This window comes from Salmonella sp. SAL03688 (assembly GCF_046551895.1).
Taxonomy (GTDB): Bacteria; Pseudomonadota; Gammaproteobacteria; order Enterobacterales; family Enterobacteriaceae; genus Salmonella; species Salmonella enterica.
Genome location: NZ_JBGDVI010000038.1, coordinates 1 through 22,403, shown reverse-complemented (window position 1 = coordinate 22,403; position 22,403 = coordinate 1). Strand labels below are relative to the sequence as shown.

General features: G+C 46.1%; 25 protein-coding genes, 2 tRNA genes and 2 pseudogenes. 18 read left to right on the top strand and 11 right to left on the bottom strand.

Features of this window, described 5'->3' with window-relative positions:
• A partial coding sequence (locus ACLJR2_RS23080; protein ID WP_219828528.1) for a helix-turn-helix domain-containing protein occupies positions 1-151 on the top strand: 151 nt, incomplete at its 5' end.
• A 32-nt stretch (positions 152-183) separates the two neighbouring features.
• Positions 184-279, top strand: a pseudogene (locus ACLJR2_RS23075) (DUF4113 domain-containing protein); the annotation flags it as partial.
• Here the strand turns inward: ACLJR2_RS23075 and ACLJR2_RS23070 are convergent.
• Positions 272-943, bottom strand: a complete 672-nt coding sequence (locus ACLJR2_RS23070) for an SOS response-associated peptidase (protein ID WP_043991223.1) — start codon at positions 941-943, stop codon at positions 272-274. The pseudogene ACLJR2_RS23075 and the gene ACLJR2_RS23070 sit on opposite strands and share 8 nt — an antisense overlap.
• Before the next feature lie 296 nt (positions 944-1,239).
• On the opposite strand from ACLJR2_RS23070, the pseudogene ACLJR2_RS23065 reads away from it, so the two are divergent.
• Both ACLJR2_RS23065 and sopF read left to right on the top strand, forming a co-directional pair.
• Positions 1,240-1,407: pseudogene (locus tag ACLJR2_RS23065) on the top strand (isocitrate/isopropylmalate family dehydrogenase); the annotation flags it as partial.
• Between the two features lie 446 nt (positions 1,408-1,853).
• Complete coding sequence (gene sopF, locus ACLJR2_RS23060; protein WP_000917260.1) at positions 1,854-2,978, top strand: type III secretion system effector SopF; 1,125 nt, start codon at positions 1,854-1,856, stop codon at positions 2,976-2,978.
• A gap of 461 nt (positions 2,979-3,439) precedes the next feature.
• Here sopF and ACLJR2_RS23055 read toward each other — a convergent pair whose 3' ends face one another.
• The 6 genes from ACLJR2_RS23055 to pagD form a co-directional block, all read right to left on the bottom strand.
• Positions 3,440-3,628 carry a hypothetical protein gene (locus ACLJR2_RS23055; protein ID WP_031606788.1) on the bottom strand — a complete coding sequence of 63 codons (189 nt, stop codon included), beginning with the start codon at positions 3,626-3,628 and terminating at the stop codon, positions 3,440-3,442.
• A gap of 339 nt (positions 3,629-3,967) precedes the next feature.
• A complete protein-coding gene (envF, locus tag ACLJR2_RS23050; RefSeq protein WP_001033398.1) occupies positions 3,968-4,756 on the bottom strand; it encodes a putative envelope lipoprotein EnvF in 789 nt (262 codons plus the stop codon).
• A gap of 489 nt (positions 4,757-5,245) precedes the next feature.
• Complete coding sequence (gene msgA, locus ACLJR2_RS23045) at positions 5,246-5,485, bottom strand: virulence protein MsgA (protein WP_000497448.1); 240 nt, start codon at positions 5,483-5,485, stop codon at positions 5,246-5,248.
• Positions 5,486-5,675: 190 nt separating this feature from the next.
• The gene (locus tag ACLJR2_RS23040; protein ID WP_001534683.1) at positions 5,676-6,197 is read right to left on the bottom strand and encodes an RICIN domain-containing protein; all 522 of its coding nucleotides are present in this window, start codon (positions 6,195-6,197) and stop codon (positions 5,676-5,678) included.
• 417 nt (positions 6,198-6,614) lie between these two features.
• Positions 6,615-6,827, bottom strand: a complete 213-nt coding sequence (cspF, locus tag ACLJR2_RS23035) for a cold shock-like protein CspF (RefSeq protein WP_001537306.1) — start codon at positions 6,825-6,827, stop codon at positions 6,615-6,617.
• 131 nt (positions 6,828-6,958) lie between these two features.
• Positions 6,959-7,222, bottom strand: coding sequence for a virulence protein PagD (pagD, locus tag ACLJR2_RS23030; protein ID WP_024134152.1), 264 nt, complete (start codon positions 7,220-7,222; stop codon positions 6,959-6,961).
• An 804-nt stretch (positions 7,223-8,026) separates the two neighbouring features.
• Here pagD and pagC point away from each other — a divergent pair.
• Positions 8,027-8,584 (top strand): virulence membrane protein PagC, encoded by a 558-nt coding sequence (gene pagC, locus ACLJR2_RS23025; protein ID WP_000789472.1) that lies wholly within the window; start codon positions 8,027-8,029, stop codon positions 8,582-8,584.
• A 405-nt stretch (positions 8,585-8,989) separates the two neighbouring features.
• A tRNA-Arg gene (locus ACLJR2_RS23020) sits at positions 8,990-9,066 on the top strand.
• Positions 9,067-9,821: 755 nt separating this feature from the next.
• On the opposite strand, the gene ACLJR2_RS23015 is transcribed toward ACLJR2_RS23020, so the two are convergent.
• Entirely contained in the window at positions 9,822-10,166 is a 345-nt protein-coding gene (locus ACLJR2_RS23015) for a c-type lysozyme inhibitor (protein ID WP_000977722.1), read from the bottom strand.
• A gap of 377 nt (positions 10,167-10,543) precedes the next feature.
• Here ACLJR2_RS23015 and ACLJR2_RS23010 point away from each other — a divergent pair, with 377 nt between their 5' ends.
• The 4 genes from ACLJR2_RS23010 to ACLJR2_RS22995 all read left to right on the top strand — a co-directional run bounded on the left by ACLJR2_RS23010 (position 10,544) and on the right by ACLJR2_RS22995 (position 13,143).
• Positions 10,544-10,669 carry a hypothetical protein gene (locus ACLJR2_RS23010; RefSeq protein ID WP_000758944.1) on the top strand — a complete coding sequence of 42 codons (126 nt, stop codon included), beginning with the start codon at positions 10,544-10,546 and terminating at the stop codon, positions 10,667-10,669.
• 199 nt (positions 10,670-10,868) lie between these two features.
• Positions 10,869-11,099 (top strand): hypothetical protein, encoded by a 231-nt coding sequence (locus ACLJR2_RS23005; RefSeq protein WP_077905118.1) that lies wholly within the window; start codon positions 10,869-10,871, stop codon positions 11,097-11,099.
• 194 nt (positions 11,100-11,293) lie between these two features.
• On the top strand, positions 11,294-11,761 hold the full coding sequence (locus ACLJR2_RS23000) for an Hsp20 family protein (RefSeq protein WP_001218118.1): 468 nt from the start codon (positions 11,294-11,296) through the stop codon (positions 11,759-11,761).
• Between the two features lie 338 nt (positions 11,762-12,099).
• On the top strand, positions 12,100-13,143 hold the full coding sequence (locus ACLJR2_RS22995) for a sialidase family protein (RefSeq protein ID WP_000780159.1): 1,044 nt from the start codon (positions 12,100-12,102) through the stop codon (positions 13,141-13,143).
• A gap of 82 nt (positions 13,144-13,225) precedes the next feature.
• Here the strand turns inward: ACLJR2_RS22995 and ACLJR2_RS22990 are convergent, their stop codons facing one another.
• Positions 13,226-13,756, bottom strand: a complete 531-nt coding sequence (locus tag ACLJR2_RS22990) for a cytochrome b (protein WP_000929974.1) — start codon at positions 13,754-13,756, stop codon at positions 13,226-13,228.
• Positions 13,757-13,904: 148 nt separating this feature from the next.
• Entirely contained in the window at positions 13,905-14,219 is a 315-nt protein-coding gene (locus tag ACLJR2_RS22985; protein WP_000182479.1) for a TRL-like family protein, read from the bottom strand.
• A gap of 681 nt (positions 14,220-14,900) precedes the next feature.
• On the opposite strand from ACLJR2_RS22985, the gene ACLJR2_RS22980 reads away from it, so the two are divergent.
• Genes ACLJR2_RS22980 through ACLJR2_RS22960 form a run of 5 tightly spaced genes read left to right on the top strand, consistent with a single transcriptional unit; the run spans position 14,901 to position 19,686 of the window.
• Complete coding sequence (locus tag ACLJR2_RS22980; RefSeq protein WP_000946087.1) at positions 14,901-16,535, top strand: ABC transporter substrate-binding protein; 1,635 nt, start codon at positions 14,901-14,903, stop codon at positions 16,533-16,535.
• Positions 16,535-17,509: an ABC transporter permease gene (locus ACLJR2_RS22975; protein ID WP_001520270.1), complete on the top strand. Its 975-nt coding sequence runs from the start codon at positions 16,535-16,537 to the stop codon at positions 17,507-17,509. Before ACLJR2_RS22980 ends, ACLJR2_RS22975 begins: the two co-directional genes overlap by 1 nt.
• On the top strand, positions 17,499-18,311 hold the full coding sequence (locus tag ACLJR2_RS22970; RefSeq protein WP_000966636.1) for an ABC transporter permease: 813 nt from the start codon (positions 17,499-17,501) through the stop codon (positions 18,309-18,311). Before ACLJR2_RS22975 ends, ACLJR2_RS22970 begins: the two co-directional genes overlap by 11 nt.
• Positions 18,305-19,102 (top strand): ATP-binding cassette domain-containing protein, encoded by a 798-nt coding sequence (locus tag ACLJR2_RS22965; RefSeq protein WP_000950206.1) that lies wholly within the window; start codon positions 18,305-18,307, stop codon positions 19,100-19,102. Before ACLJR2_RS22970 ends, ACLJR2_RS22965 begins: the two co-directional genes overlap by 7 nt.
• Complete coding sequence (locus ACLJR2_RS22960) at positions 19,096-19,686, top strand: ABC transporter ATP-binding protein (protein ID WP_000947455.1); 591 nt, start codon at positions 19,096-19,098, stop codon at positions 19,684-19,686. The genes ACLJR2_RS22965 and ACLJR2_RS22960 overlap by 7 nt, the downstream gene beginning before the upstream one ends.
• A gap of 81 nt (positions 19,687-19,767) precedes the next feature.
• On the opposite strand, the gene ACLJR2_RS22955 is transcribed toward ACLJR2_RS22960, so the two are convergent.
• Positions 19,768-20,901, bottom strand: a complete 1,134-nt coding sequence (locus tag ACLJR2_RS22955; RefSeq protein WP_000456065.1) for a mechanosensitive ion channel family protein — start codon at positions 20,899-20,901, stop codon at positions 19,768-19,770.
• Between the two features lie 193 nt (positions 20,902-21,094).
• Here ACLJR2_RS22955 and ACLJR2_RS22950 point away from each other — a divergent pair, with 193 nt between their 5' ends.
• The 3 genes from ACLJR2_RS22950 to zinT all read left to right on the top strand — a co-directional run bounded on the left by ACLJR2_RS22950 (position 21,095) and on the right by zinT (position 22,265).
• A complete protein-coding gene (locus ACLJR2_RS22950; protein WP_001183697.1) occupies positions 21,095-21,421 on the top strand; it encodes a four-helix bundle copper-binding protein in 327 nt (108 codons plus the stop codon).
• An 8-nt stretch (positions 21,422-21,429) separates the two neighbouring features.
• Positions 21,430-21,506 (top strand) — tRNA-Arg (locus ACLJR2_RS22945).
• Positions 21,507-21,617: 111 nt separating this feature from the next.
• A complete protein-coding gene (zinT, locus tag ACLJR2_RS22940; RefSeq protein ID WP_001537483.1) occupies positions 21,618-22,265 on the top strand; it encodes a metal-binding protein ZinT in 648 nt (215 codons plus the stop codon).
• The last annotated feature ends 138 nt before the right edge of the window (positions 22,266-22,403 follow it).

Genomic DNA, 22,403 nt, shown 5'->3' with positions numbered 1-22,403 from the left:
TGCTATTCAAATCCTTACTAGCTCCCATCCACTGGGAGCGCAGGCCGGGCGCCTGATTAGGGCAGGAGTACCGCGACAGCAGGTAGCGATTATTTATGATGTGGGGCTGTCGACGCTGTACAGAAAGTTCCCGGCCTCTAAACTGGCTTAAATATGCGCATATGACAATACAGCCAGAAAATCGCCGGGCAGGGGATACCGCAGAAGTGGGCTATGAAGCGAGAAATGCTTTCGCCTCGGTATACGACCAGATTTTCCGAGCTGCCAGTAGTCAGGTAACGGGTTTGATCAGCTCTTCCCCTTGATTTTTTGCATTGCCAACGGCGCGCGTCACGGCGTGCCAGGCAAATTTATCTGTCGGCACGGCACCATCAGTAATTATCTCCTCTACCTCCTTCCCGCTTATGCCCTGCCGCATCCATTCCCGCGCTGCTTCAGGTGACAGAACGAGAGGGCGGCGGTCGTGAATGTCTACCAGACCTTTATCGGCTGCAGCGGTGACAATCAGGAATCCTTCGGCATCATCACCGCGTTCGAACGGTATGCTGCCGATCGCCGCCATGAATATTGGCTGGCCGTTAGCCCGGTGGATGAAGTATGGCTGTTTCTTGTCGCCTTCCTTCTTCCACTCAAACCAACCATCAGCAAACACGATAGCTCGGCCATGTTGCCATAGCGGTTTAAACATTCTGCTGGTGGCCGCAGTCTCAACCCGTGCATTAATCAGCGGTGGTTTATCCCACCATCCGGGCGCAAATCCCCAGAATACCGGATCCAGATGCAGTTGCTCGTCGCGTTCACTGAGCAGCAGAACTTTGGTACCGGGCGCCACGTTGTACCGGCCTATAGGTTTAGGGTCATAAGCGATATCGCGCTCGGCTTCATCGGCCAGATATACCAGGTATTCTTCGCGGGTCTGTGCTTGTGCAAAGCGTACACATATGAAACCTCCAGTCGGTCAGACTGAAAGTATAGAAGAGGATATGCGAGTGGCTGTTCCAGTGTTTCTCCGAGCGACCTCAACCAATGTAGAAGCTTCACTATTGGGGGTTGCCATTAGTAGCATCATGTTGAATGTACTGGCGTGAAAAAATTGGAATCTTGAAGAAAACTCTTCCCCAAAACTAAAATCAACGTTTTGATAATCAATGAGTTGTAAAAGACAGTTACTGGATTTTTTTGATAGTAGGAAGAATGATAATTTCAACTTTATCAAATGGTTGGTATGTTTTTGGCAATGTAATGCTGCGTCACATGCAGTGGTTCGAAGCGGCGGATCTGATTGTTAAAGGTATGGAAGGCGCGATTGCCGCGAAGACCGTGACCTATGACTTTGAACGCCTGATGGAAGGCGCTAAGCTGCTGAAATGTAGTGAGTTTGGCGACGCGATTATCGCAAATATGTAATAACGATAATTGTTAAAAACAAAAACGGGGACTTAACGTCCCCGTTTTTATTATTAGCATTCTAACGGTTATCAAAACTTTATCAAAACTCCCTCAATTCAGACCGCAATAGTAGTTCATCCTTTACCCCGATCGTCATGATAACCTGAGACCCCCTGAAAGCTGATAGTTACCGATTTTGATTGTAGTGGTTTTCTTTATAATGTGTGGTTTGGCTATTTTTTGAAAGTGCCTTACCAGATTTATTGTTATTATCAGGATAATTTTTTAATAAAAAGTGATGGTTTATTGACTACAATAGTGGGTAGGTTAAGTATTTTATAAAATTATTAGCATGCTTTATTTGCTCTTCTACAAGGCTGCTAAGAAGTGTTGAAATATCAGCCTGATAAAGAATACGTCAGCGAAAGTGAATGCTATATTAGTCATAAAAATTCAGGAGACATATGCTCAAACCTATCTGCCATAGTGGAAGTATAAAGGTTCCGGAATATCTGGAAACAGATAAGGAAAAAAATGCCGGACGTACTCCACTGTCTTCAGACATTCAGCAAGTTAGAAATGTTGTTGAAGATGTTCCGCCATTTCCAGAAAGCAGAACGGCGAGAGGTTCTGTAAGCGCAGCGTACAGGCTTTCTTTTGACGAAGTGTTTTGCGGTCTCAGCAATGAAGAGCGTAAAAAGGTGTATGGTCGCCTTTTTGGAAAACAAGTACTTGCGCATATTCATTCCAGGTGTCAGCGCGACGCTGACATAATAAGAGAAAAAGCGCTCAGGCGGATAAGCCGTGAGTGTGGTGCCGAAATAGATTGCGCTCTCTTGCTAAATAAGATGGTGGATATTTTACAAAATGCCCGGCTGACAATAAATTTTAATGCGGCAAAAATTGACTTTGTCTCTCTCTTAAAAAATAAAGAATATCTGAACTCTTATGCATTAGGTTGCAGACCAGGAGATTTACCTGCTTATAATGTCGGACGTGATTCAGTTGAAACTAAAGCATTTGAACTGGAGAGGCTTGCAGATTCACCTTATGCCCCATATGGTCAGACAGGCGGTTTTTCCGTAGCATATACTCCCAACAGTAGAACTTTTAGCCCTACAAGCAGACCAATTTATGCTGCACTGGACTTTCTGAACGGTGAAAATGGAGGTGCCAGCGCCTATGGGAAATCATTTTTTGAATTAAATGATAATGTAAAAACAAATTGTACATTATCACCTTTTGATATCTACGGCCACAGATTTGGCCTGGATACGAGTAAATTATCTACATTTTGGCATATGGAGAACCTGATTGCATCCTGTCAAAATGATTTTTTTGGTTATAATTGCTTTAAGAGTTTGGTTAAAATGGCTAAGGGCGAAAAATTTTTAGCTCATTCTAATTATGGTAAAGGCTATGAAGGGAATTATATAGAGGCTCATATTCATGGTGATGTATGTTTATTCAGAGATATAAAACACGTTTATTTGTCTTTGCAAGAAAACTCTTACTCGAAAAGTCAACTATATGATTATGCAAAACAAATAAACCAGGCGCTTAATAGAGACTGCATAATATTATATTGACAAGCTTATTATCAGTCTCTTTAAAAGAGCTTTAAATGATCATGAGCGCATACTTCTTGAGGTAGGCAGTAACTGCTTTTATATTTATTATCTCAGGACCGTTCTGGCAGATACCTGTGTGGCACTTTAGTGTGGTCTGGCAAAATAGAGGAATATGGACCAGCAGAAGCGCCTGCTGGCTGCTTTTCACTTAAAATGCTGGACTTCACCGGTGCTTCAGATGAAGCGACCTTCACAGTCATCAAGTGGCCTGTATTACCACAGGAGTGATTTACTGGCTATCGATATTCCTGCTCATATCAATGACAGTATTTCGCTCTTTCCCGTACATTGCTCTCCCGACCAGCTCACGGTCCAGTACATGACAGTTCTTTTCCGCTTCGCTACGCCTAATTTTTTGTTTTTTAGTTGCTCTGTTTTATTGCGCTGAATTTGTACCTCAAAACAATAATTTTAAATACTTATTTGAATATTTTTTTTATGATTTTTTCACGAAATGAGTAAAAAACAAAATGAAGAATGATATAAATAATTAATGCAATAAAAAATGATATCACACCAATTGATGGTCCTGTTTTGTATACGAATAACATGCATAAAAATATAGCAAATAGATCAAGGGAAATATCCGCGATGAAATCAGTAATTATTTTGAAAAAATTCTTCTTATTACCTCTTTAAAATATCTATTTTATTCATCATTTTTAGGTCGGGCAGTGCTCGAAATTCTCACGTACAACGTATACGCTCCGGTTTCTGCGCGCTGCCCGGCTTCACACTGGCTCCAACAAGTACGCCCGCTGGAATAGATTCCTGGCGTCACATAACTTCACCTGGTTATCCACAAAAGACTCAATAAATAAACATCTTGAGTACGAAAAATTACAGTGTCAGAGAATGAAATAGCGATTCGCTGTCTTCAAGCAGTGCCTTAGTACCTGGCACGCGCTCTTTCGCGCTATAATTTTTATCAATGTTTGTATCGCCTGCTATTTTTTAAATGTCTGCTGTATTTCGTTCATCTTTTCAGCTGCTTTTTTACGCTGACTTTCAATGTCTTTTCTCGATTGTTCAACAAGTTGCTGTGCTTTTTCGGCTTCTTTTTTTGGGTCGAAAGGTTCTTTGATCTCATATCCGGCAATAGAACCATCCTTATTTAAGGTCATTACCGCACGTGCTGTATTTTTAGCAGTGATGGTAATGTCATAGACGAATTCGCCATTATGAGCTATCTCTGCTCGTACAACGATATCGCTATCTTCCGTAACGGAAATGATGCCACTGGCGTTAGCGCGTTTAATTGTTTCCTGAATACGCTCTGGTATAATGCTGAAATTGATCGAGTCGAATTTGAATAAAGCCTCTTTTAGTGCTTCTTGTTTTTGCTCCTCTGTTATAGTGCCAAAGATGGTTAAGTTGACAGGCGAAGGTCCCCCCCAGTAGCCGTTGTTAAATTTAAACATCTCTACTTTAGCAGGGGTGTTAACGCTTTGTCGAATGAATGAATACCCGCCCTTGAAGAAACGGACTTCAATAATCGCAAGATTGGCTCCACCTTTTGCGTTGATATTGGCAATAGCTTTTTGCATTTCGGCTTTGTCGTAAAAGAACATTGATTGCTGGTGCTCTTTTTGCTGGATTTTTTGCATGTATTTCTCTTGATTTTTTTCAGCTTCCGCCATGGCATCTTTATCGTTATCACAGGCGCTAATTAGAGTTGCTGCAATGAAGGTAATCGGAAGTAAGAGATTTTTATATGTAACATGTATTTTATTCATGTGAAGTATTTCCCTTTTTTATATAAAATAGATAGTCTTGACTGGTCGAGACTATCCTGGAAACATAGTAATAATGCGTGTGCATATCTGCAGTAAGTTTTAGTTATGCTGGTTTTATTTCGGATTTTTACCTGTTACTTTTTGTTCGTAAATAGGTATTTTACGTATTGATGATAAGTTTAGAACCTATCCCAGTAGGCGTAATCGTTAAAGCCAGTTTGGCGAATAAAAGAGTCTAATGGGATAGGCTCTTAATAAACAACAAAACCAAACGTACTTTCAGATTTCAGGCTGGAATGCGCACAGCTGATTGTTGATAAGGGCTACTCATACCGACAGGCCAGTGAAGCGATGAATGTCGGTTCCACATACCGGTCTGAGGTATCAACAACAACATGTTCTGAGTGGTAGCGTTTGCGTTATATCGTCACAGACAGCGCCTCAGGGCGCTGTTTTCGATCGGACATGTCGCTTTCGCAGGAGGGGACGTTATTTGGCGACCAGCCACATATCAGCCTCTTCAAACATCTCTTCCAGCATACGGTGCAGCCGTTCTTTCTCGGTTTTTGTACAGTCACTGTTTAATGCGTTCGCCTGTATTGGCTTAACTTTCACTTGCGCATCGGGAAAAAGTTGATGTACGCGTTTTGTGAGTTCATTGAGGATGATTTCGCGTGCGCCTGGCAAACCTTCAACATTTCGCTTGTCATAAACGAGTTCGACGAACATCGCCATTTCCTTTTTACTGGTTGGATGACCAGTATTTAAGCTGGGTATATAACTGGTGTCAAGGTTTAGCCGCCGTTTTGTCATCCTGACGTTGCGGGCGTAAAGTAAATTGACCGCACGTGGAAGTAAAGGTCGCTAACCTGTTGTCGTGTCATGAGGTTAGCGGCTCTCTCTTCACAGCGGTGTCCTGCTACCTGATGGTAAATTCCAGGGCGCGACTAAAATCGCAATCGGCCAGCACAACAGGGTCGCCTTTTCTGACAATAATGCTATTTGTGCCCAGGCATTTTCGGCTCTGTTTCCCCTTAATTTTGTTATCATCAGTGAGCCAGCGCTGGTTATCATTACCCGTGCATGAATAAAGAATGATTGGTGTGCCTTCTTTTGTACCTTGTCCTGCGGCATCCAGACATTTCTCACCCTGCGTGATTCTATCTCGGTGAAATGAGAAAAGCTGAGATTGCACATGCTTACACTCCCGCAGCGTCAAACGATTCTGTTGATCTGAGCCTGTATCAAGGCACAGACCATCAGTTGTCCGAATTTGTTCCGCGTCATTTATGTAATAACCACCGGAATTAATTTGGTTTTGCGTAATGACCGGGAACGACAAATTAATACTATAAGGGGCGGGTAAGCCGTTCGTCGTACACCCACATAAAATAGAGGAGAGGCAGAGAACCAGTGTGGATTTTCCTGAAAACAAAGTCATTCAATTATTACCCTAAAAATAAATAGCGTTACAACTATATTGGCTATTTATACCCACTGAATATGACGTAGCATTGAGCGGCAATAGAGATAATTCCGATAGAATCACATAAATACTTCGGTTAAATGCGCGCAGCCAGCCACTCCTGTGACGATGGGTATATAGCGTTAAATACTTTTGCAATATTAGATGCTATCACAGTGAAAAACGGCTGTACATTTCTTCACGTTAAACAAAGTGAGAAGGGGGGGGGGACACCCGATATATGATAAAAGAGGTCACGGGAGTCATTAGCAAAATAAATCCTTTAGATTTTCGCCACTGAAAACATGCTACAGCCTTTCAGGCAAAGCCCATAGCAGGCTGCGGAGGTATACGGGCTCGCTAAATTTTTCTGAAAAAATGCCGGCTGACGAATTATGAAAGATAAACGTTGGCGGCGGTAGGTCCGCGGAGGCCATTAATACGACAAAACTCAACGCGTATACCGGGGATAAGCGCTTCTGTTTCGTGTTGGCGACATGCTGAAATGTGGACCTGAACATCTTTGCGTCCATCGGAGGGGGTGATGAGACCTTTACCGCTCTTACAATCAAAGGTTTTGACAATTCCTGTCATTTTACGAGACAAACAAATTCCTTAATGGGGATAACGAGGCGCACTATACACGTCAGGAAAAATAATGCCAGCTATATTTGATGACAATCAAGATTTCCGGATGGCTAAAAGTGGTCGTTCGGCACCATTGTAGATAAATAACATTATGTTCTGGAGAAAGTATTCCCTTTCCTGGCGTCGTTGGGTGGTGCGGACATCATGGGTTTTGTCGTCGGGCAGGATGGTGAACTAATCTGCCTGGCTTGCTTTTTATCAGTATTTGTAGGTGGTTGCGGGGTTTTACTACCAAAATCGTAGATAAAAATATCCCATGATGCCTGTTGTAAGTCAGAACAATGGCCTGAACTGGCCAAAACATGGAATGAAAAAATAAGTAATGACCAAAGCATAAAAGCATGATGTTTCATAGCACCTCCTGTTATATGTAATGACTTGTGAAGTTCATCTAATGAATTATGGAACGTCATTGGCATTTTTTATTCAACGAAGAGTTAACCACTCTTAATAATAATGGGTTTTATAGCGAAATAGACTTTTTTATCGCGCGTTCAATATTTGCGTCCGTTATTATTTTTCTGGAATGTAAATTCTCTCTCAACACAGGTGATATTTATGTTGGAATTGTGGTGTTGATTCTATTCTTATAACAAGAAATGTTGTAACTGATAGACATATTAAAAGATTAAATCGGAGCGGGAATAAATCGTGCTAAGCATCATCGTGAATATGATTACAGCGCCTGCGATGGCATATACGGTATTGCGGCTGGAGCGTCACGTGAGGACTGTGAAGCACAATGCGATATGTTCTGGTTATATGGCGAGTTTGCTTAATGACATGTTTTAGCCGTTCGGCGTCAGGTTTTTTAATGTGGTTGTGATGTTTTTTCTTTAAATATCAAAGAGTTGTATGGCGAACTTGTTGTTCTATAGTGGCTAAACACTTTATGGTTTCTGTTAAATATATATGCGTGAGAAAAATTAGCATTCAAATCTATAAAAGTTAGATGACATTGTAGAACCGGTTACCTTAATGAGCGATAGAGCGCTTTGGTAGTAAAAATATCTTTCAGGAAGTAAACGCATCAGGAGCGATAGCGGTGAATTATTCGTGGTTTTGTCGATTCGGCATAGTGGCGATAACTGAATGCCGGATCGGTACTGCAGGTGTTTAAACACACCGTAAATAATAAGTAGTATTAAGGAGTTGTTATGAAAAATATTATTTTATCCACTTTAGTTATTACTACAAGCGTTTTGGTTGTAAATGTTGCACAGGCCGATACTAACGCCTTTTCCGTGGGGTATGCACAAAGTAAAGTTCAGGATTTCAAAAATATCCGAGGGGTAAATGTGAAATACCGTTATGAGGATGACTCTCCGGTAAGTTTTATTTCCTCGCTAAGTTACTTATATGGAGACAGCCAGGCTTCCGGGTCTATTGAGCCTGAAGGTATTCATTACCATGACAAGTTTGAGGTGAAGTACGGCTCTTTTATGGTTGGGCCAGCCTATCGATTGTCTGACAATTTTTCGTTATACGCGCTGGCAGGTGTCGGCACGGTAAAGGCGACGTTTAAAGAACATTCCACTCAGGATGGCGATTCTTTTTCTAACAAAATTTCCTCAAGGAAAACGGGATTTGCCTGGGGCGCGGGTGTACAGATGAATCCGCTGGAGAATATTGTCGTCGATGTTGGGTATGAAGGAAGCAACATCTCCTCTACAAAAATAAACGGCTTCAACGTCGGGGTTGGATACCGTTTCTGAAAAGCATAAGCTATGCGGAAGGTTCGCCTTCCGCACCGCCAGTCAATAAAACAGGGCTTCTTTACCAGTGACACGTACCTGCCTGTTTTTTCTCTCTTCGCCATACTCTCTTCGTCATAGTGACGCTGTACATAACATCTCACCAGCATAAGCACAGATAAAGGATTGTGGTAAGCAATCAAGGTTGCTCAGGTAGGTGATAAGCAGGAAGGAAAATCTGGTGTAAATAACGCCAGATCTCACAAGATTCACTCTGAAAAATTTTCCTGGAATTAATCACAATGTCATCAAGATTTTGTGACCGCCTTCGCATATTGTACCTGCCGTTGAACGACTACTGAAAAGTAGCAAGGTATGTATTTTATCCAGGAGAGCACCTTTTTTGCGCCTGGCAGAAGTCCCCAGCCGCCACTAGCTCAGCTGGATAGAGCATCAACCTCCTAAGTTGATGGTGCGAGGTTCGAGGCCTCGGTGGCGGTCCAATGTGGTTATCGTATAATGTTATTACCTCAGTGTCAGGCTGATGATGTGGGTTCGATTCCTACTGACCACTTCAGTTTTGAATAAGTATTGTCTTGCAATCCTGTTACAGAATAATTTCATTTATTACGTGACAAGATAGTCATTTATAAAAAATGCACAAAAATGTTATTGTCTTTTATTACTTGTGAGTTGTAGATTTTTCTTATGCGGTGAATCCCCCTTTGCGGCGGGGCGTCCAGTCAAATAGTTAATGTTCCTCGCGAACCATATTGACTGTGGTATGGTTCACCGGGAGGCACCCGGCACCGCAATTTTTTTATAAAATGAAATTCACACCCTATGGTTCAGAGCGATGTCTTTTTACATCAGGTGGGCAAGCATAATGCAGGTTAACGTGAAAGATACGATCAATAGTAGAAACCAGTGATTTCGTTTATGGCCTGGGGATTTAACCGCGCCAGAGCGTATGCAAGACCCTGGCGCGGTTGGCTGGTGATCGTTCAATAGTGCGAATATGAATGGTTACCAGCCGCTGCGAATTCTACCTGGGTCACTTAATAAAGCAAAACATTTAAACACTCAACAGCGACAATTCAGACAGTTCGAACTTTTCTTTAAAAATAGGATTAACCATGCTTAAAAGTGGTTACTAATTAGCCATTATACTACGGTAGTGATTCACATATTCTTTAACATTACGTTACAGGAAGGTTGAAGTGGAAATGCCTGATGAGCCTTCAGGCATTTCTTAAGGTTAGTTAGCTAAGGAACAGTTACTAAGAACAGGTTTATCATCACCTTCCACCAGTTCAGCCGTTTTGCCTTTGGTATAAAGTTTATAAGTATAATTTTTGTCTATGGCTTCGTAATTTGCTCCGGAGGCCATTTTCATTAACCGCATCGGGATCATCTCGTTTACCTGACTGATAATCGCATAGGCGTTTCCAGCCTCGGTGTTGACGTAAATCACCTCCATAACCTGGTTATCATTACAGGTGTATATAGATTTAGAAATCTCCTGCGAAGCTGCTATAGATGTGGAACTGGCGCTAAGCGCAGCGAGAAAGAGGGTAAATGGGATCAATTTACGTTTCATCATTAGTATCCTTTGTGCATAAAATTGTCGTTAATTCCCTGAAGAACGGGAGATAAAGCGGCATCAATACGATGAATGCTGTAGTATTCCTGTTTACTGACGAAAAGTGCGCCAGAAAAGCGTATTATAATTTATCCATCACTGACATATGTGATGAGTAGACAAATCTTAAAATCATAAACTATAGGCTGCAAATCATTATGGTGCGATAGAAAATGATTGTCACCACTGCTCAATACTATGGCATAAAAACCGAAGAAAACGGTACTGTTCACTGTCTCGTTTCATACGGTATCTGTCAGTGAAACTATTTCTTCAAATGATGGTCTTTTTATTATCGATCAGATAATGGCATCAACAGGGGTTATTCAGGAGTATATGTGAAAAAGTGGCTTATAGGAGGGATATTGATCGCAAGTTTTCTGACCGGTTGTCTGATGTGGCACAACATTGATAAATGGTTTAATAAAGATATCGAATTTTTCTACGCCGGAGACGATGACTAAAATTCCTGTCAGTTGGCAACGGGTGTCATATCTTCAGGTATGGCGCCCGGAGTAGCCGGGCGCAAATTGTAGGTGTATAAAAGTCATTTCATTAAAATTTTAGCGACAACATGGACAGTCACTACCGCGTGCTAGCGGCCCTCTGAAGTCACAAGATGAATAAGCCAGTTTTTTGTTTCAGCGGTGACTGAAACATATTTTGTTCCTGGTGGGCTTACCGCCAGTTGCTGAAAAAGACAACGATGATGTAACTGTTGCAGAGACTGACGAATACGACGACCGTGAATTTTATTTTTGGCGACCATATTTCCTCCCAAAAGGCCGCCCGAAGGCGGCGCTGGGTTTGATAATGGAGAAGGGCGTTGGTCACTGCCATAACCAACCTGTATACACTAATGCAATTGATAATCATTATCAATTGTGGTGGTGAAGAAAAATTGTAAAGATGAAGGGACAGCGGAAATGGCAATGAACGGGATGAGACTTTTCGTTAACTACTTAAATTCGTGACTAAAAAAAGGCTTTTATAGACTTGAAAATGTTTTTTCCGTCCCTATGTAGTCAGTGGACAAGCAATGCTTGCCTTGATGTTGAACTTTTGAATAGTGATTCAGGAGGTTAATGATGGCACTCAGAACCTTGTCAGCACTTCCCGTGTTTGCTGATTCTCTTTTCTCTGACCGTTTCAACCGTATTGATAGACTTTTCAGTCAATTAACAGGAGATACGCCAGTCGCTGCGACGCCAGCTTACGATCTGCAAAAGCGCGATGCGAATAACTATCTGCTTACCGTGAGCGTTCCTGGCTGGAAAGAGGAAGAGCTTGAAATTGAGACGGTTGGCGGCAACCTGAATATTACGGGTAAACACACTGAAGAGACGGTAGAGGATCAGACGCACTGGATTTATCGTGGTATTCGTAAGGCGGACTTCCAGTTGAGTTTTTCTTTGCCTGAACATGCTAAGGTGAATAATGCGAAACTGGAACAGGGCCTCTTGTTGGTCGAGATTTACCAGGAGATCCCTGAAAGCGAGAAACCGAAAAAAATTGCCATAGAAAGCAAACCAAAGGCGATTGAACACAAATCATAATCGCGTTAATGAAGGCCCGTTTAGACGGGCCTTCATTGCCTGTAGCGAAAAGTATCCCGTCATGCTTGTAGGCACAGATCGCTAAATATTATAGCCCTGACCTCTATATTATCCCGTGCCACTGACCTCGTCGCCATTGGACGGCGGTAAGTTGGAATTATCCGCGAGGTCAGTCCAATTTTTGTCCACTCTCGACATTCTGCCTGTTATGGGCGCGATATCTGAACATAAATTCGTATAGCGGTTCATCGTTTTCACCGCGTTGATGCTATTTCTGCTAACACTACTTTCATACGTAAAAAAGCTGATGCTTTTTACCTTATTTAATAGAGGCAGGTATGAAATTAGTGCTCGTCAATCGGCAGGTCATTTTACCGGAAAGCGGAACCGGGTCCTTCCAGTGCCATGCCTCTACGCTTGTTCGCTTACCGTGCGGTACGCTCGTGGCCGCATGGTTCGCGGGGTTGCGCGAAGGAAGCGAAGATACAGCCATCTGGCTATCTCGCTATGAACATAATATCTGGACAACACCGCAGCGAGTGGCGGCACGCGAGGGGGAAGCGCACTGGAATCCGGTGTTATTTTACCCGTCGGATAAATTGTGGTTATTTTATAAAGTAGGCAGCGACGTACACGTGTGGAAAACCTGGTTTATCACCTCCAGCGATCGAGGATTTACCTGGAGTACGCCAGCTCCGTTGGTTAACGATGATATTTTGCCGCGCGGTCCCGTAAAAAATAAACTCCTGCTGGCATCAAATGGCGCCTGGATTGCGCCAGGGTCGATTGAAAGTCCTGAACGGTGGAGGGCATTTGTGGATCGATCCTCTGACGAAGGAAAACACTGGAATATCTCTTTTGTTCCGCTGGAGCCTGATAACGCTATTTCCGGGACAAACGTAGCGTTGTGGGATGGTGTAAAAAAGGGGATGTTGTGGGAATGTTGTCTGGAAAACCTCCTGCGCTGGGATGGCGTTATTCAGCCTACGCTGTGGGAGTCTTCTCCGGGGCATATCCATATGTTGTTACGAAGCACACGCGGGGCAATTTTTCGCAGTGATTCAATCGACTATGGCGCTACCTGGTCTGTTGCCCGCGCGACATCTTTACCGAATAATAATAGTGGTATCGATCTGGTTAGTATGCAGGACGGTACGCTGATTCTTGCGTTAAATCCGGTCAACGGCAACTGGGGAAAGCGCTATCCGCTTTCACTGATTGCTTCCCAGGATAATGGCGAATCATGGCTACCGCTACTGGACCTGGAAAGTGACCACGGTGAGTATTCTTATCCCGCTATTATTAGCGAGGGCGGCGTCGTACATATCACCTACACGTGGAACCGGAAAAATATCGTATATTGTCGATTACAAACGGTATAAGGCGCTATCAGTCGAAACCGATAGCGCTGGAATAATAATGCCTTGCCCGGCGTGCTCTCTCACGCCGGGATGGCCGAAATAGTCATGATTTACCGGGTAACATCCTTGAAAATGTATCATCTTTTTGTATGTAATGGTGAAACAACGCCGCTGCTGCATGCATGGCAATCAGGAAATAGCCGATATTGGCCAGCATTTCATGAATACGCTTTATATCCGATTTTAGGGTGCTATCTGGCGTCAAAAATACCGGTACAGTAAAACCAAAAAAGCTCCAGCTTTTCCCGCCTGACGCCATCATCGCGACGCCCAGCAGCGGTAAGGCGAGAAAAGTGAGATAAAGCGCGATATGCATTAATTTAGCGGCTACGTGCTGCCAGTGAGGAGGGGGAGGCGTAATGACCGGATCCGGGTATTTGTGTTTAAGATATAACCGTAAAAACATCAGCGCCCAGACCAGAACGCCCATGTCATAGTGCATGTCTTTCATAAACAGGTAAACGCTGGAGCCTTTTGGCGCCCACCCCCGTAACTCAATAGCCGCATATGCGATGCCTGTCAGGAGCAGTGTTAACCAGTGAAGCGTTATTTGCAGTCTTGAGAAATGTGCCATTATTATTATCCTTTATTAACAACTGCTTGTAGGGTATGCGTAAAATCTTAACAGAACCTTAAAGCGGGGGCTGAGTCGCAAGGAACAGACAGAGATAGCGGCACGTAAAATGGGATAAAAAGCCGGCGGCATCGCCGGCTTACTGTTGTTATTGTCCTCTTACGACAACACAGGTTTTACCATAAAACGGATATGAGCCTGTAGTTTCATAATCAACACTCGACACTAAAGAAATATCGCCCGCTTTTTTCGCTGAATCAATAGATGCGTCGCCGGTATTTACAATACCCAATACCGTTTGCGCACACGCTTTACCGGTTTTGGTTGCCGGGAGACTCGTGGCAGTAATTGGCCCTTTAACATCCGTATATAAGCCAATCCCTGTCGGTGATGGTCCTGTAGCACACCCCGTTAAAAGAGAACCAATAAAGATAATTGAAAAAATGTGTTTTTTATTTGTCATGGGATTAGTCCATTATAAATTAATAGAAAAATTACCGTCCGAAAATGTCCGGACAGTCATTTAAAAAGTGGTGTATATTAAATATGCGATATTACTCTTTGCACCCTCCTGTTGATGTCGTACCTGATGGACAAATATCCGTTGAAGCCGGATATATTCCCCATGCCGTGTTTTTATAACTTGCGCATCCTGTCAGCAATGAGAACAGTACGGCTAAAAAAATCATCACGAGCCCTGGCGGCGTTAACATTTTTCGGTTGGACTCCATAGCATGTCATTTCATCGGGTTGCCATATGACTGGCGTTCTGCTGGTAAGTTTCATTAACGCCCGGTTCGTTTAATATTGGTTTAGGTTTAAAGCCAGGAAGCGCTAATTACGATACCTTCTTACGTTTCAGTACTGACTAATAACGTTGAGAAAATGAACAGCGTCGGATGGGAAGACGTAATACAGAATAGAAAGTAAATAAGAGAATAAGATGGCGTTAATTAACCCGGTATTCCTGGCGTCATTTCCCTTGCGTTTTATCCCCGTCAAAAGCGGCCTTTAGCCCACGTTGGCGCTCCCGACGTTTGTGCGTATGATGTTTTTAAAAGATCGTCATACTTTCTGTTCTGCGTCAATTTTTTCATTACAAATGCTCGCCATAATGCCGTCCTCAGGAGGTCTCCCGACGTTTATGCTGCGCCGGGAGAAACAAAAACAACGCATAATCTGGGACAAATTGATGATTAAAGGCAAACTGGCGCTCGTGACGTGCGCGCTGACTCTGGTATTCACTTCGTCGCTTTTCGCCGCGTCGGACACGGCAGACGGTCGTACCCTGAAGCTGGCCATTGGCCCTGAGCCAACGGAAGGCTTTGATCCTATGCTGGGCTGGAGCCACGGCAGCTACTTATTGCTTCATGCGCCGTTGCTTAAGCAAAACGCCGACATGAGTTGGGGTAATTTACTGACGGAAAAAGTGGATACCAGCCCCGACGGTAAAATCTGGACGCTAACCTTAAAGCCCGGGCTGAAATTCTCCGATGGCTCGCCATTAACTGCCGAAGATGTCGTTTTTACATACAATAAAGCGGCGAAGAGCGGCGGTAAAATTGACATGGGCAATTTTAGCCATGCGCGAGCGCTGGATGCGCGCCGAATTGAGATGACGCTGAGCCATCCGCAGAGCACCTTTGTGAATGTACTCGGGTCGTTAGGGATTGTTCCGGCCAGCCGTTATGATGAAAAAACGTTCGCCCGCGAACCGATAGGCGCCGGTCCATACCGACTGGTCAGCTTTCAGCCGGGTCAGCAACTGATCGTTGAAGCTAATCCCTGGTATGCGGGTAAAAAGAATGACTTTAACCGGCTGGTTTTTGTCTTTCTGGATGAAGATAATGCTTATGCCGCCGCGCGCAGCGGACAGTTAGGTCTGGTGCGCATTGCCCCTTCTATGGCGGTGGCCCCGCAGCAGGATAATCTTAAACTCTGGGTACGCGATAGCGTTGAAAACCGGGGCATTGTCTTCCCGATGGTGCCAGCCGGTAAAAAGGATGCTAACGGTTATCCTGTCGGCAACGATGTGACCGCTGATGTCGCTATCAGACGCGCAATTAACTATGCCATTAATCGTAAGCAACTGGCGGAACAGGTGATGGAAGGCCATGCGATACCCGCCTATAGCGCGGTGCAGGGATTGCCGTGGCAAAATCCTTCAGTGGTATTCAGCGATGGCGATATTGCAAAAGCGCGCGCCATCCTGGAAGAGGCTGGCTGGAAGATAAACAGTGCGGGCGTGCGTGAAAAAGCAGGTAAAGAAGCGCGTCTGACCTTATGGTATGCCAGTGGCGACAGCACCCGGCGGGATCTGGCCGAAGCGGTGCGCGCCATGTTACAGCCTTTAGGCATTGTCGTCTCGTTGCAATCGGGAAGCTGGGAAACTGTAGAGCGCCATATGCACGCTAACCCTACGCTGTTTGGCTGGGGAAGTCTGGACCCGATGGAACTCTTCCATCACTACAGCGGGAAAGCCGCTGGTGTGGAATATTATAACCCGGGCTATTACAGCAACCCTGCGGTAGAAGCACATCTGAAACAGGCTATAGATGCGCCTGACTGGCAAAAGGCGATTCCTTTCTGGCAGCAGGTTGAGTGGGATGGGAAGCAGGGCGCGGGCGTTCAGGGCGATGCGGCATGGGCATGGCTGCTTAATATTCAGCATACCTATCTGGCCAACCCCTGTATTGATCTGGGAAAAGGCGCGCCAGAAATCCACGGTAGCTGGTCGGTGTTAAACAATCTTGATGACTGGACCTGGACCTGTCGGTGATGAAATTGTTCTTCAGTCATTTTTTGCGGCTGATTATTCTGTTGGTGCTGGTGGCTGCCGGCACCTTCATTTTGCTTAGCTTTTCGCCCGTTGATCCTATCCGCGCTTATATTGGCAACGATCTGCTCCATGTTCCGCCAGAACAATATGCGCGGATTGCGGCGCGCTGGGGGCTTGACCAGCCGCTGTGGGAGCGTTTCGGTCACTGGTTTTGGCGTCTGCTCCAGGGTGACATGGGGTATTCCATGCTGTTCAACATGCCTGTCGCCAGCGTGATCCGGGAACGTTTTGCGACGTCATTCGCGCTGCTGGCAGGCGCCTGGCTATTGTCTGGTGTGCTGGGCGTGACATTGGGTTTTCTGGCCGGACGTTTTCTCCACCGCTGGCCGGATAAGATGATTTGCCGTATCAGCTACTTATTGTCATCGTTGCCCACTTTCTGGATAGCAATGCTGTTGCTGGCGCTGTTTGCCGTCCGCTGGCCGGTGTTACCTGTTTGTTGCGCCTGGGACCCCGGAAATAATGCAGGAACAGCTCTTTTATCGGAACGTTTACGCCATCTTGTGTTGCCGGTATGTGCGTTAAGTCTGTTGGGCATGGGGCAAATTGCGCTGCATACGCGAGAAAAAATAGCCAGCGTAATGAAGAGCGAATTTATTCGTTTTGCGCGCGCTCAGGGGGATAAAGGATGGTCGCTGTTACGTCACCAGGTGTTACGTCATGCGATTACCCCAGCGCTCTGCTTACAGTTTGCTTCTCTGGGCGAACTGATGGGGGGAGCGTTACTGGCAGAAAAAGTCTTTGCGTATCCGGGGCTGGGGCAGGCCACTATCGATGCCGGCCTGCGTGGCGATGTCCCGCTACTCATGGGGATCGTTTTATTCTGTACGCTATTAGTGTTTGCCGGAAATACGATTTCAGCCTGGCTTGTGGTGGTGCTTAATCGATCGCTGGAGCGTCCCGATGCTCTATAATCCTGCCCCGACGTTGTTTCGTCTGATCCTCTCCGTTACCTGTCTGCTGTTTATTGCCGGATACGGTTATGCCACGTTGAGCCAGCCGCCAGAGGTTAATCTGCTTGCCCGGCATCTGTCGCCTGATATCCAGCACTGGTTTGGCACCGATAATCTGGGGCGTGATGTATGGCTTCGTTGCTTTCAGGGGGCCTTCACCAGTTTACAAATTGGCGTTGGCGCTGCGCTGTGCAGCGGCGTTATCGCGCTAGTGATGGCGGCAGCGGCGCGCATTCATCCCCGGCTGGACCTCCTGATGCGGCTGATAACCGATGCCATGCTCGCCATGCCGCATTTACTTTTGCTGATCCTTATCTGTTTTACGCTCGGCGGCGGTAAAAGCGGCGTCATTGCGGCCGTAGCGTTAACGCACTGGCCCCGTCTGGCGCTGATTCTGCGCGCCGACGCGGAGCGGGTAGCGCAGAGTGACTACCTGACATTGACCTATCGTCTGGGGCATGGACACCTTTATTGCTGGCGATATCACTATTTTCCGGCGCTATTGCCGCAATGGTTGACGGGAACGTTATTGATGTTTCCTCATGCGGTATTGCACAGCGCGGCGTTAAGTTTTCTGGGGTTTGGGCTGGCGCCGCATGAGCCTTCGCTGGGGCTGTTGCTGGCGGATGCGTTACGGTTTATTAGCCATGGAAACTGGTGGCTGGTGCTGTTTCCCGGCCTAATGTTATTCACGCTGGTGATGCTCTTCGATCAGTTTGCGCGCGCCATTCAGCGGCTGTGGCTAAGGAGTGACGTATGCTGAGTTTACAACAGGTTACGCTGGAAAGTGCGCGTTATCGCTGGTATGGCGCGAGACGCTGGTCGCCGTTATTACAGAATGTCTCTTTTGATATCGCGCCCGGCGAAATGGTGGCATTGGTTGGCGGCAGCGGGGAGGGCAAAAGTCTGCTGCTGCAATGTCTGCTCGATCTGCTGCCGGAAAATTTACGCTTTCGGGGGGAGATTACGCTTGATGGCAACCGGCTGGACAGACATACCATCAGGCAGCTTAGGGGCAATACGTTTAGCTACGTGCCGCAGGGGGTACAGGCGCTTAATCCCATGCTGAATATCAGAAAACATTTGAACAGAGCATGTCATCTGACCGGACGCGCCTGGGATGAGACGCAAATGGTACAGCTATTACAGCAAAGCGATCTTGCACCGACAGTCCTGGAACGCTTTCCCCGCCAGCTCTCCGGTGGGATGGCTAAACGAATTCTGGCGTGCCACGCCTCGCTTAGCCAGGCACGTTATATTCTCGCGGATGAGATCACCGCCTGGCTTGATACGGCACTGGCAAACCAGTTGCTCGAGCACTTGCGAGGTCTTTGCAAGCGGGGATGCGGCGTGCTGTGGGTGACTCATGACCTGCTGCTGGCGGCGCGGTATGCCGATCGCATTGTGGCGCTGCATCAGGGTTATATCACGGACAATATCCGCTGCGAGCAGTTACAGCCGGAAGAGATGAGTGAGCCGTTAAAACGGCAATGGCAAGCATTGCCTGAACTAAGCCCGTTATTTATGCCGACCGGAGAGGGAATAGAATGTTGAGCTGCCGCGACCTCGTTATTCGTCAGGGCGGGAAAGTCTTATGGCAGAACCTGACGTTTACGATTTCTGCCGGTGAACGGGTAGGAATTCATGCGCCAAGCGGAACGGGGAAAACAACGTTGGGGCGCGTCCTGGCTGGATGGCAAAAGCCGACGGCGGGCGACGTTCTGCTGGACGGCAGCCCGTTACCCCTGCATCAGTATTGTCCGGTACAGCTTGTTCCCCAGCATCCTGAACTGACGTTTAATCCTTGGCGAAGCGCCGGAGACGCTGTGCGTGATGCCTGGCAGCCTGATCCGGAAACGTTGAGGCGTTTGCATGTGCAGCCCGAGTGGCTGACGCGTCGGCCAATGCAGCTCTCAGGCGGGGAGTTGGCGCGTATTGCGATACTGCGCGCGCTTGACCCACGAACGCGTTTTCTGATTGCCGACGAAATGACGGCGCAACTCGATCCGTCTATTCAAAAAGCGATATGGGTATACGTGCTTGAGGTGTGCCGCAGCCGTTCATTAGGGATGTTGGTGATTAGTCATCAGTCTGCGCTACTTGATCAAGTCTGTACCCGCCATTTACAGGTGGAATAGCCGCAAGTCGTTTCTCCGCATTGCCGTGTCGCCGTTAACGCACCGGGAACCCATGGGTTCCCGGTATTGTCGGCAGAGATTTTACTGCATGACGCGTTTATCTGCGTTTTTTGCATCAGCGGTATTACTGTAGTCCCTGGTCTCTTCAACCTGTACAGGGGCTCTGACGACCAGACTTGGCAGCGCCAGTTCGATATCATTCTCAATGAGTTTTTCAATAATACGGATATTTATCTCTTGCTGAATATCCATGTATTTATTGTAATCCGCGGTATTGACGATATGCACCACCTCATAGGTCAGCCGATCCTGACCAAAGGCCAGTAGATGGGCGCGGTCGAATTGTGTTTCGCCGACATCGGTAATAATCTTTTTCACCATATCGCCGATGAGGCGTAACTTTTCCGGCGGTGTCGCAGTGGCGACGCCAAAAGTAAACACGATACGACGCGTTTGCATCCGCTTATAGTTGTGTATGGTTTGCTGCAACAACTGTGCGTTCGCACAAACGATCTGTTCGCCGCTGAGGCTACGGATGCGAGTGGTTTTCAAACCGATATGTTCAATCGTACCGGCTACATCATTAAAGACGACGAAATCGCCGATCTCGAAGGGCTTATCGAAACCAATCGACAGCGAAGCGAAGACATCACTCAGAACGGTTTGTACCGCCAGGGCAATAGCAATACCGCCCACGCCGAGGCTGGCTACCAGTGCGGTAATATCCACGCCGACGTTCGCCAGGATAGAGAGCAACATCATAGACCAGACGAGCACGCGCAAAATCATACCAAGAATGACTAACGTCACCGGGTTTTTATTGGAGCCTGGGGCATACAGTAAATGACGCATCCATGACTGTACGCCCTGATCAAGCCAAATCGCCATTTGAATCGCAACCACTAAAAACCAGGCGTGAGAGAGGGTAGAGAATAACCGGTCGGGCAGGGCGACAAAGCGCAGGCTAAAGAGAAATGCGGCAAAAAAGATGAGCATCTTACTGGTCTTTTTCAGCATCTCGAAAACAATAGGCCGCAGCCGCCCATGAGCATCATCCTTTTTATCCGGGCGTTGTAGCGCTTTATAGACCACATTAAGTAGCCAGTTGATGAGCCAGTAAGTAATGAGGGTGACGAAAAAAACGACCGCCAGATTGATCCAGAACGTCGTTGACATCAGCATCGCAACGATATTTAGTCGTGCTAAATACTCCATTTTACCTCCGATGAAAAGCAGATGAACATTACAGTATAGACGTCACATCACGGAGGCCGATTTCCGGCTTTACTATTGCTGTTTTATTCAGCACTTTTGTTCAAAAAGTATGAAAAAGAGGGGTAGCCGTTTGGCTATCCTGGCGTTTCTGTGCAGACTTATCTACTCCTCTTAATAAAATAAGGAGTCATTTATGCAACAAGAACATCGTGAGTGTATTGAGCTGTGTTATGAATGCGCGGCGGCGTGTGATATCTGCGCCTCTTCTTGTCTGCGTGAAGATAACGTCGAAATGATGAAGCACTGCATCCAGTTAGATATGCAATGTGCGGCCATTTGTCGCCTGGCGGCGCAATTTATGGCATTGGAAAGCGAGTACTCACAAAAATTATGCCGCCTGTGCGCGGATATCTGCAAAGCCTGCGCCGAAGAGTGTGCAAGGCACGATCACGACCATTGCCAGAATTGCGCGCGGGCATGCAGCCAATGCGCAGACGCCTGCCTTAAAATGGCCGCGTAATTTTTCTTCCGCCATTAGCTCAACTGGATAGAGCATAGAGCTTCTACCTCTAAGGTTCGGGGTTCAATTCCTCGATGGCGGACCAGTTGATATCAAAAAAGGCCACCTGCGCGGTGGCCGCTGAGTTTCTGTTGAAATAAATGCAATGTTATAATATAACAATCATCTTTCTAAGAAAGATGAGGGTAACGTTTTGGTGATTCATTTAAAAAAACTGACAATGCTTCTGGGAATGCTGTTGGTAAATAGTCCTGCCTTCGCGCATGGTCATCATGCTCATGGCGCGCCGATGACGGAGGTTGAGCAAAAAGCGGCAGCGGGCGTGTTTGATGACGCTAATGTACGCGATCGCGCGCTCACCGACTGGGATGGTATGTGGCAATCCGTCTATCCTTATCTGGTCAGCGGCGAGCTGGACCCTGTCTTCAGGCAAAAGGCGAAGAAAGACCCGGAGAAAACGTTTGAGGATATTAAAGCGTATTATCGCAAAGGATACGCGACGAATGTTGAGACGATCGGCATTGAAAATGGCGTTATAGAATTCCATCGCGACAATAACGTTGCATCCTGTAAATACAATTATGCCGGCTATAAAATTCTGACTTACGCATCGGGTAAAAAAGGGGTGCGCTACCTGTTCGAATGTAAAGATGCGAATAGCAAAGCGCCTAAATATGTTCAGTTTAGTGATCATATCATTGCCCCGCGCAAATCGGCGCACTTCCATATCTTTATGGGAAATACCTCGCAGCAGGCATTGTTGCAAGAGATGGAAAACTGGCCTACCTATTATCCTTATCAGTTAAAGGCGAATGAGGTCGTTGACGAAATGCTACATCATTAAGTCTGATGCAATGTTAAAAGCTCGCTATGAATAGCGAGCTTTTTTGTCTATGGAAAACCCCCAGCTAGGCTGGGGGTTCCGGAAAGCTTTCAGCTTTAAGTCAGTTATTAAAACCCCTTTTGATTTGTTAAAACATCT

Coding starts and splice junctions, on each gene's coding strand:
- sopF (WP_000917260.1), top strand. CDS start 1,854: ATGCTCAAACCTATCTGCCATAGTGGAAGTATAAAGGTTCCGGAATAT.
- envF (WP_001033398.1), bottom strand. CDS start 4,756: ATGAATAAAATACATGTTACATATAAAAATCTCTTACTTCCGATTACC.
- msgA (WP_000497448.1), bottom strand. CDS start 5,485: ATGTTCGTCGAACTCGTTTATGACAAGCGAAATGTTGAAGGTTTGCCA.
- ACLJR2_RS23040 (WP_001534683.1), bottom strand. CDS start 6,197: ATGACTTTGTTTTCAGGAAAATCCACACTGGTTCTCTGCCTCTCCTCT.
- pagD (WP_024134152.1), bottom strand. CDS start 7,222: ATGAAACATCATGCTTTTATGCTTTGGTCATTACTTATTTTTTCATTC.
- pagC (WP_000789472.1), top strand. CDS start 8,027: ATGAAAAATATTATTTTATCCACTTTAGTTATTACTACAAGCGTTTTG.
- ACLJR2_RS23015 (WP_000977722.1), bottom strand. CDS start 10,166: ATGATGAAACGTAAATTGATCCCATTTACCCTCTTTCTCGCTGCGCTT.
- ACLJR2_RS23000 (WP_001218118.1), top strand. CDS start 11,294: ATGGCACTCAGAACCTTGTCAGCACTTCCCGTGTTTGCTGATTCTCTT.
- ACLJR2_RS22995 (WP_000780159.1), top strand. CDS start 12,100: ATGAAATTAGTGCTCGTCAATCGGCAGGTCATTTTACCGGAAAGCGGA.
- ACLJR2_RS22990 (WP_000929974.1), bottom strand. CDS start 13,756: ATGGCACATTTCTCAAGACTGCAAATAACGCTTCACTGGTTAACACTG.
- ACLJR2_RS22985 (WP_000182479.1), bottom strand. CDS start 14,219: ATGACAAATAAAAAACACATTTTTTCAATTATCTTTATTGGTTCTCTT.
- ACLJR2_RS22980 (WP_000946087.1), top strand. CDS start 14,901: ATGCTGCGCCGGGAGAAACAAAAACAACGCATAATCTGGGACAAATTG.
- ACLJR2_RS22975 (WP_001520270.1), top strand. CDS start 16,535: ATGAAATTGTTCTTCAGTCATTTTTTGCGGCTGATTATTCTGTTGGTG.
- ACLJR2_RS22970 (WP_000966636.1), top strand. CDS start 17,499: ATGCTCTATAATCCTGCCCCGACGTTGTTTCGTCTGATCCTCTCCGTT.
- ACLJR2_RS22965 (WP_000950206.1), top strand. CDS start 18,305: ATGCTGAGTTTACAACAGGTTACGCTGGAAAGTGCGCGTTATCGCTGG.
- ACLJR2_RS22960 (WP_000947455.1), top strand. CDS start 19,096: ATGTTGAGCTGCCGCGACCTCGTTATTCGTCAGGGCGGGAAAGTCTTA.
- ACLJR2_RS22955 (WP_000456065.1), bottom strand. CDS start 20,901: ATGGAGTATTTAGCACGACTAAATATCGTTGCGATGCTGATGTCAACG.
- ACLJR2_RS22950 (WP_001183697.1), top strand. CDS start 21,095: ATGCAACAAGAACATCGTGAGTGTATTGAGCTGTGTTATGAATGCGCG.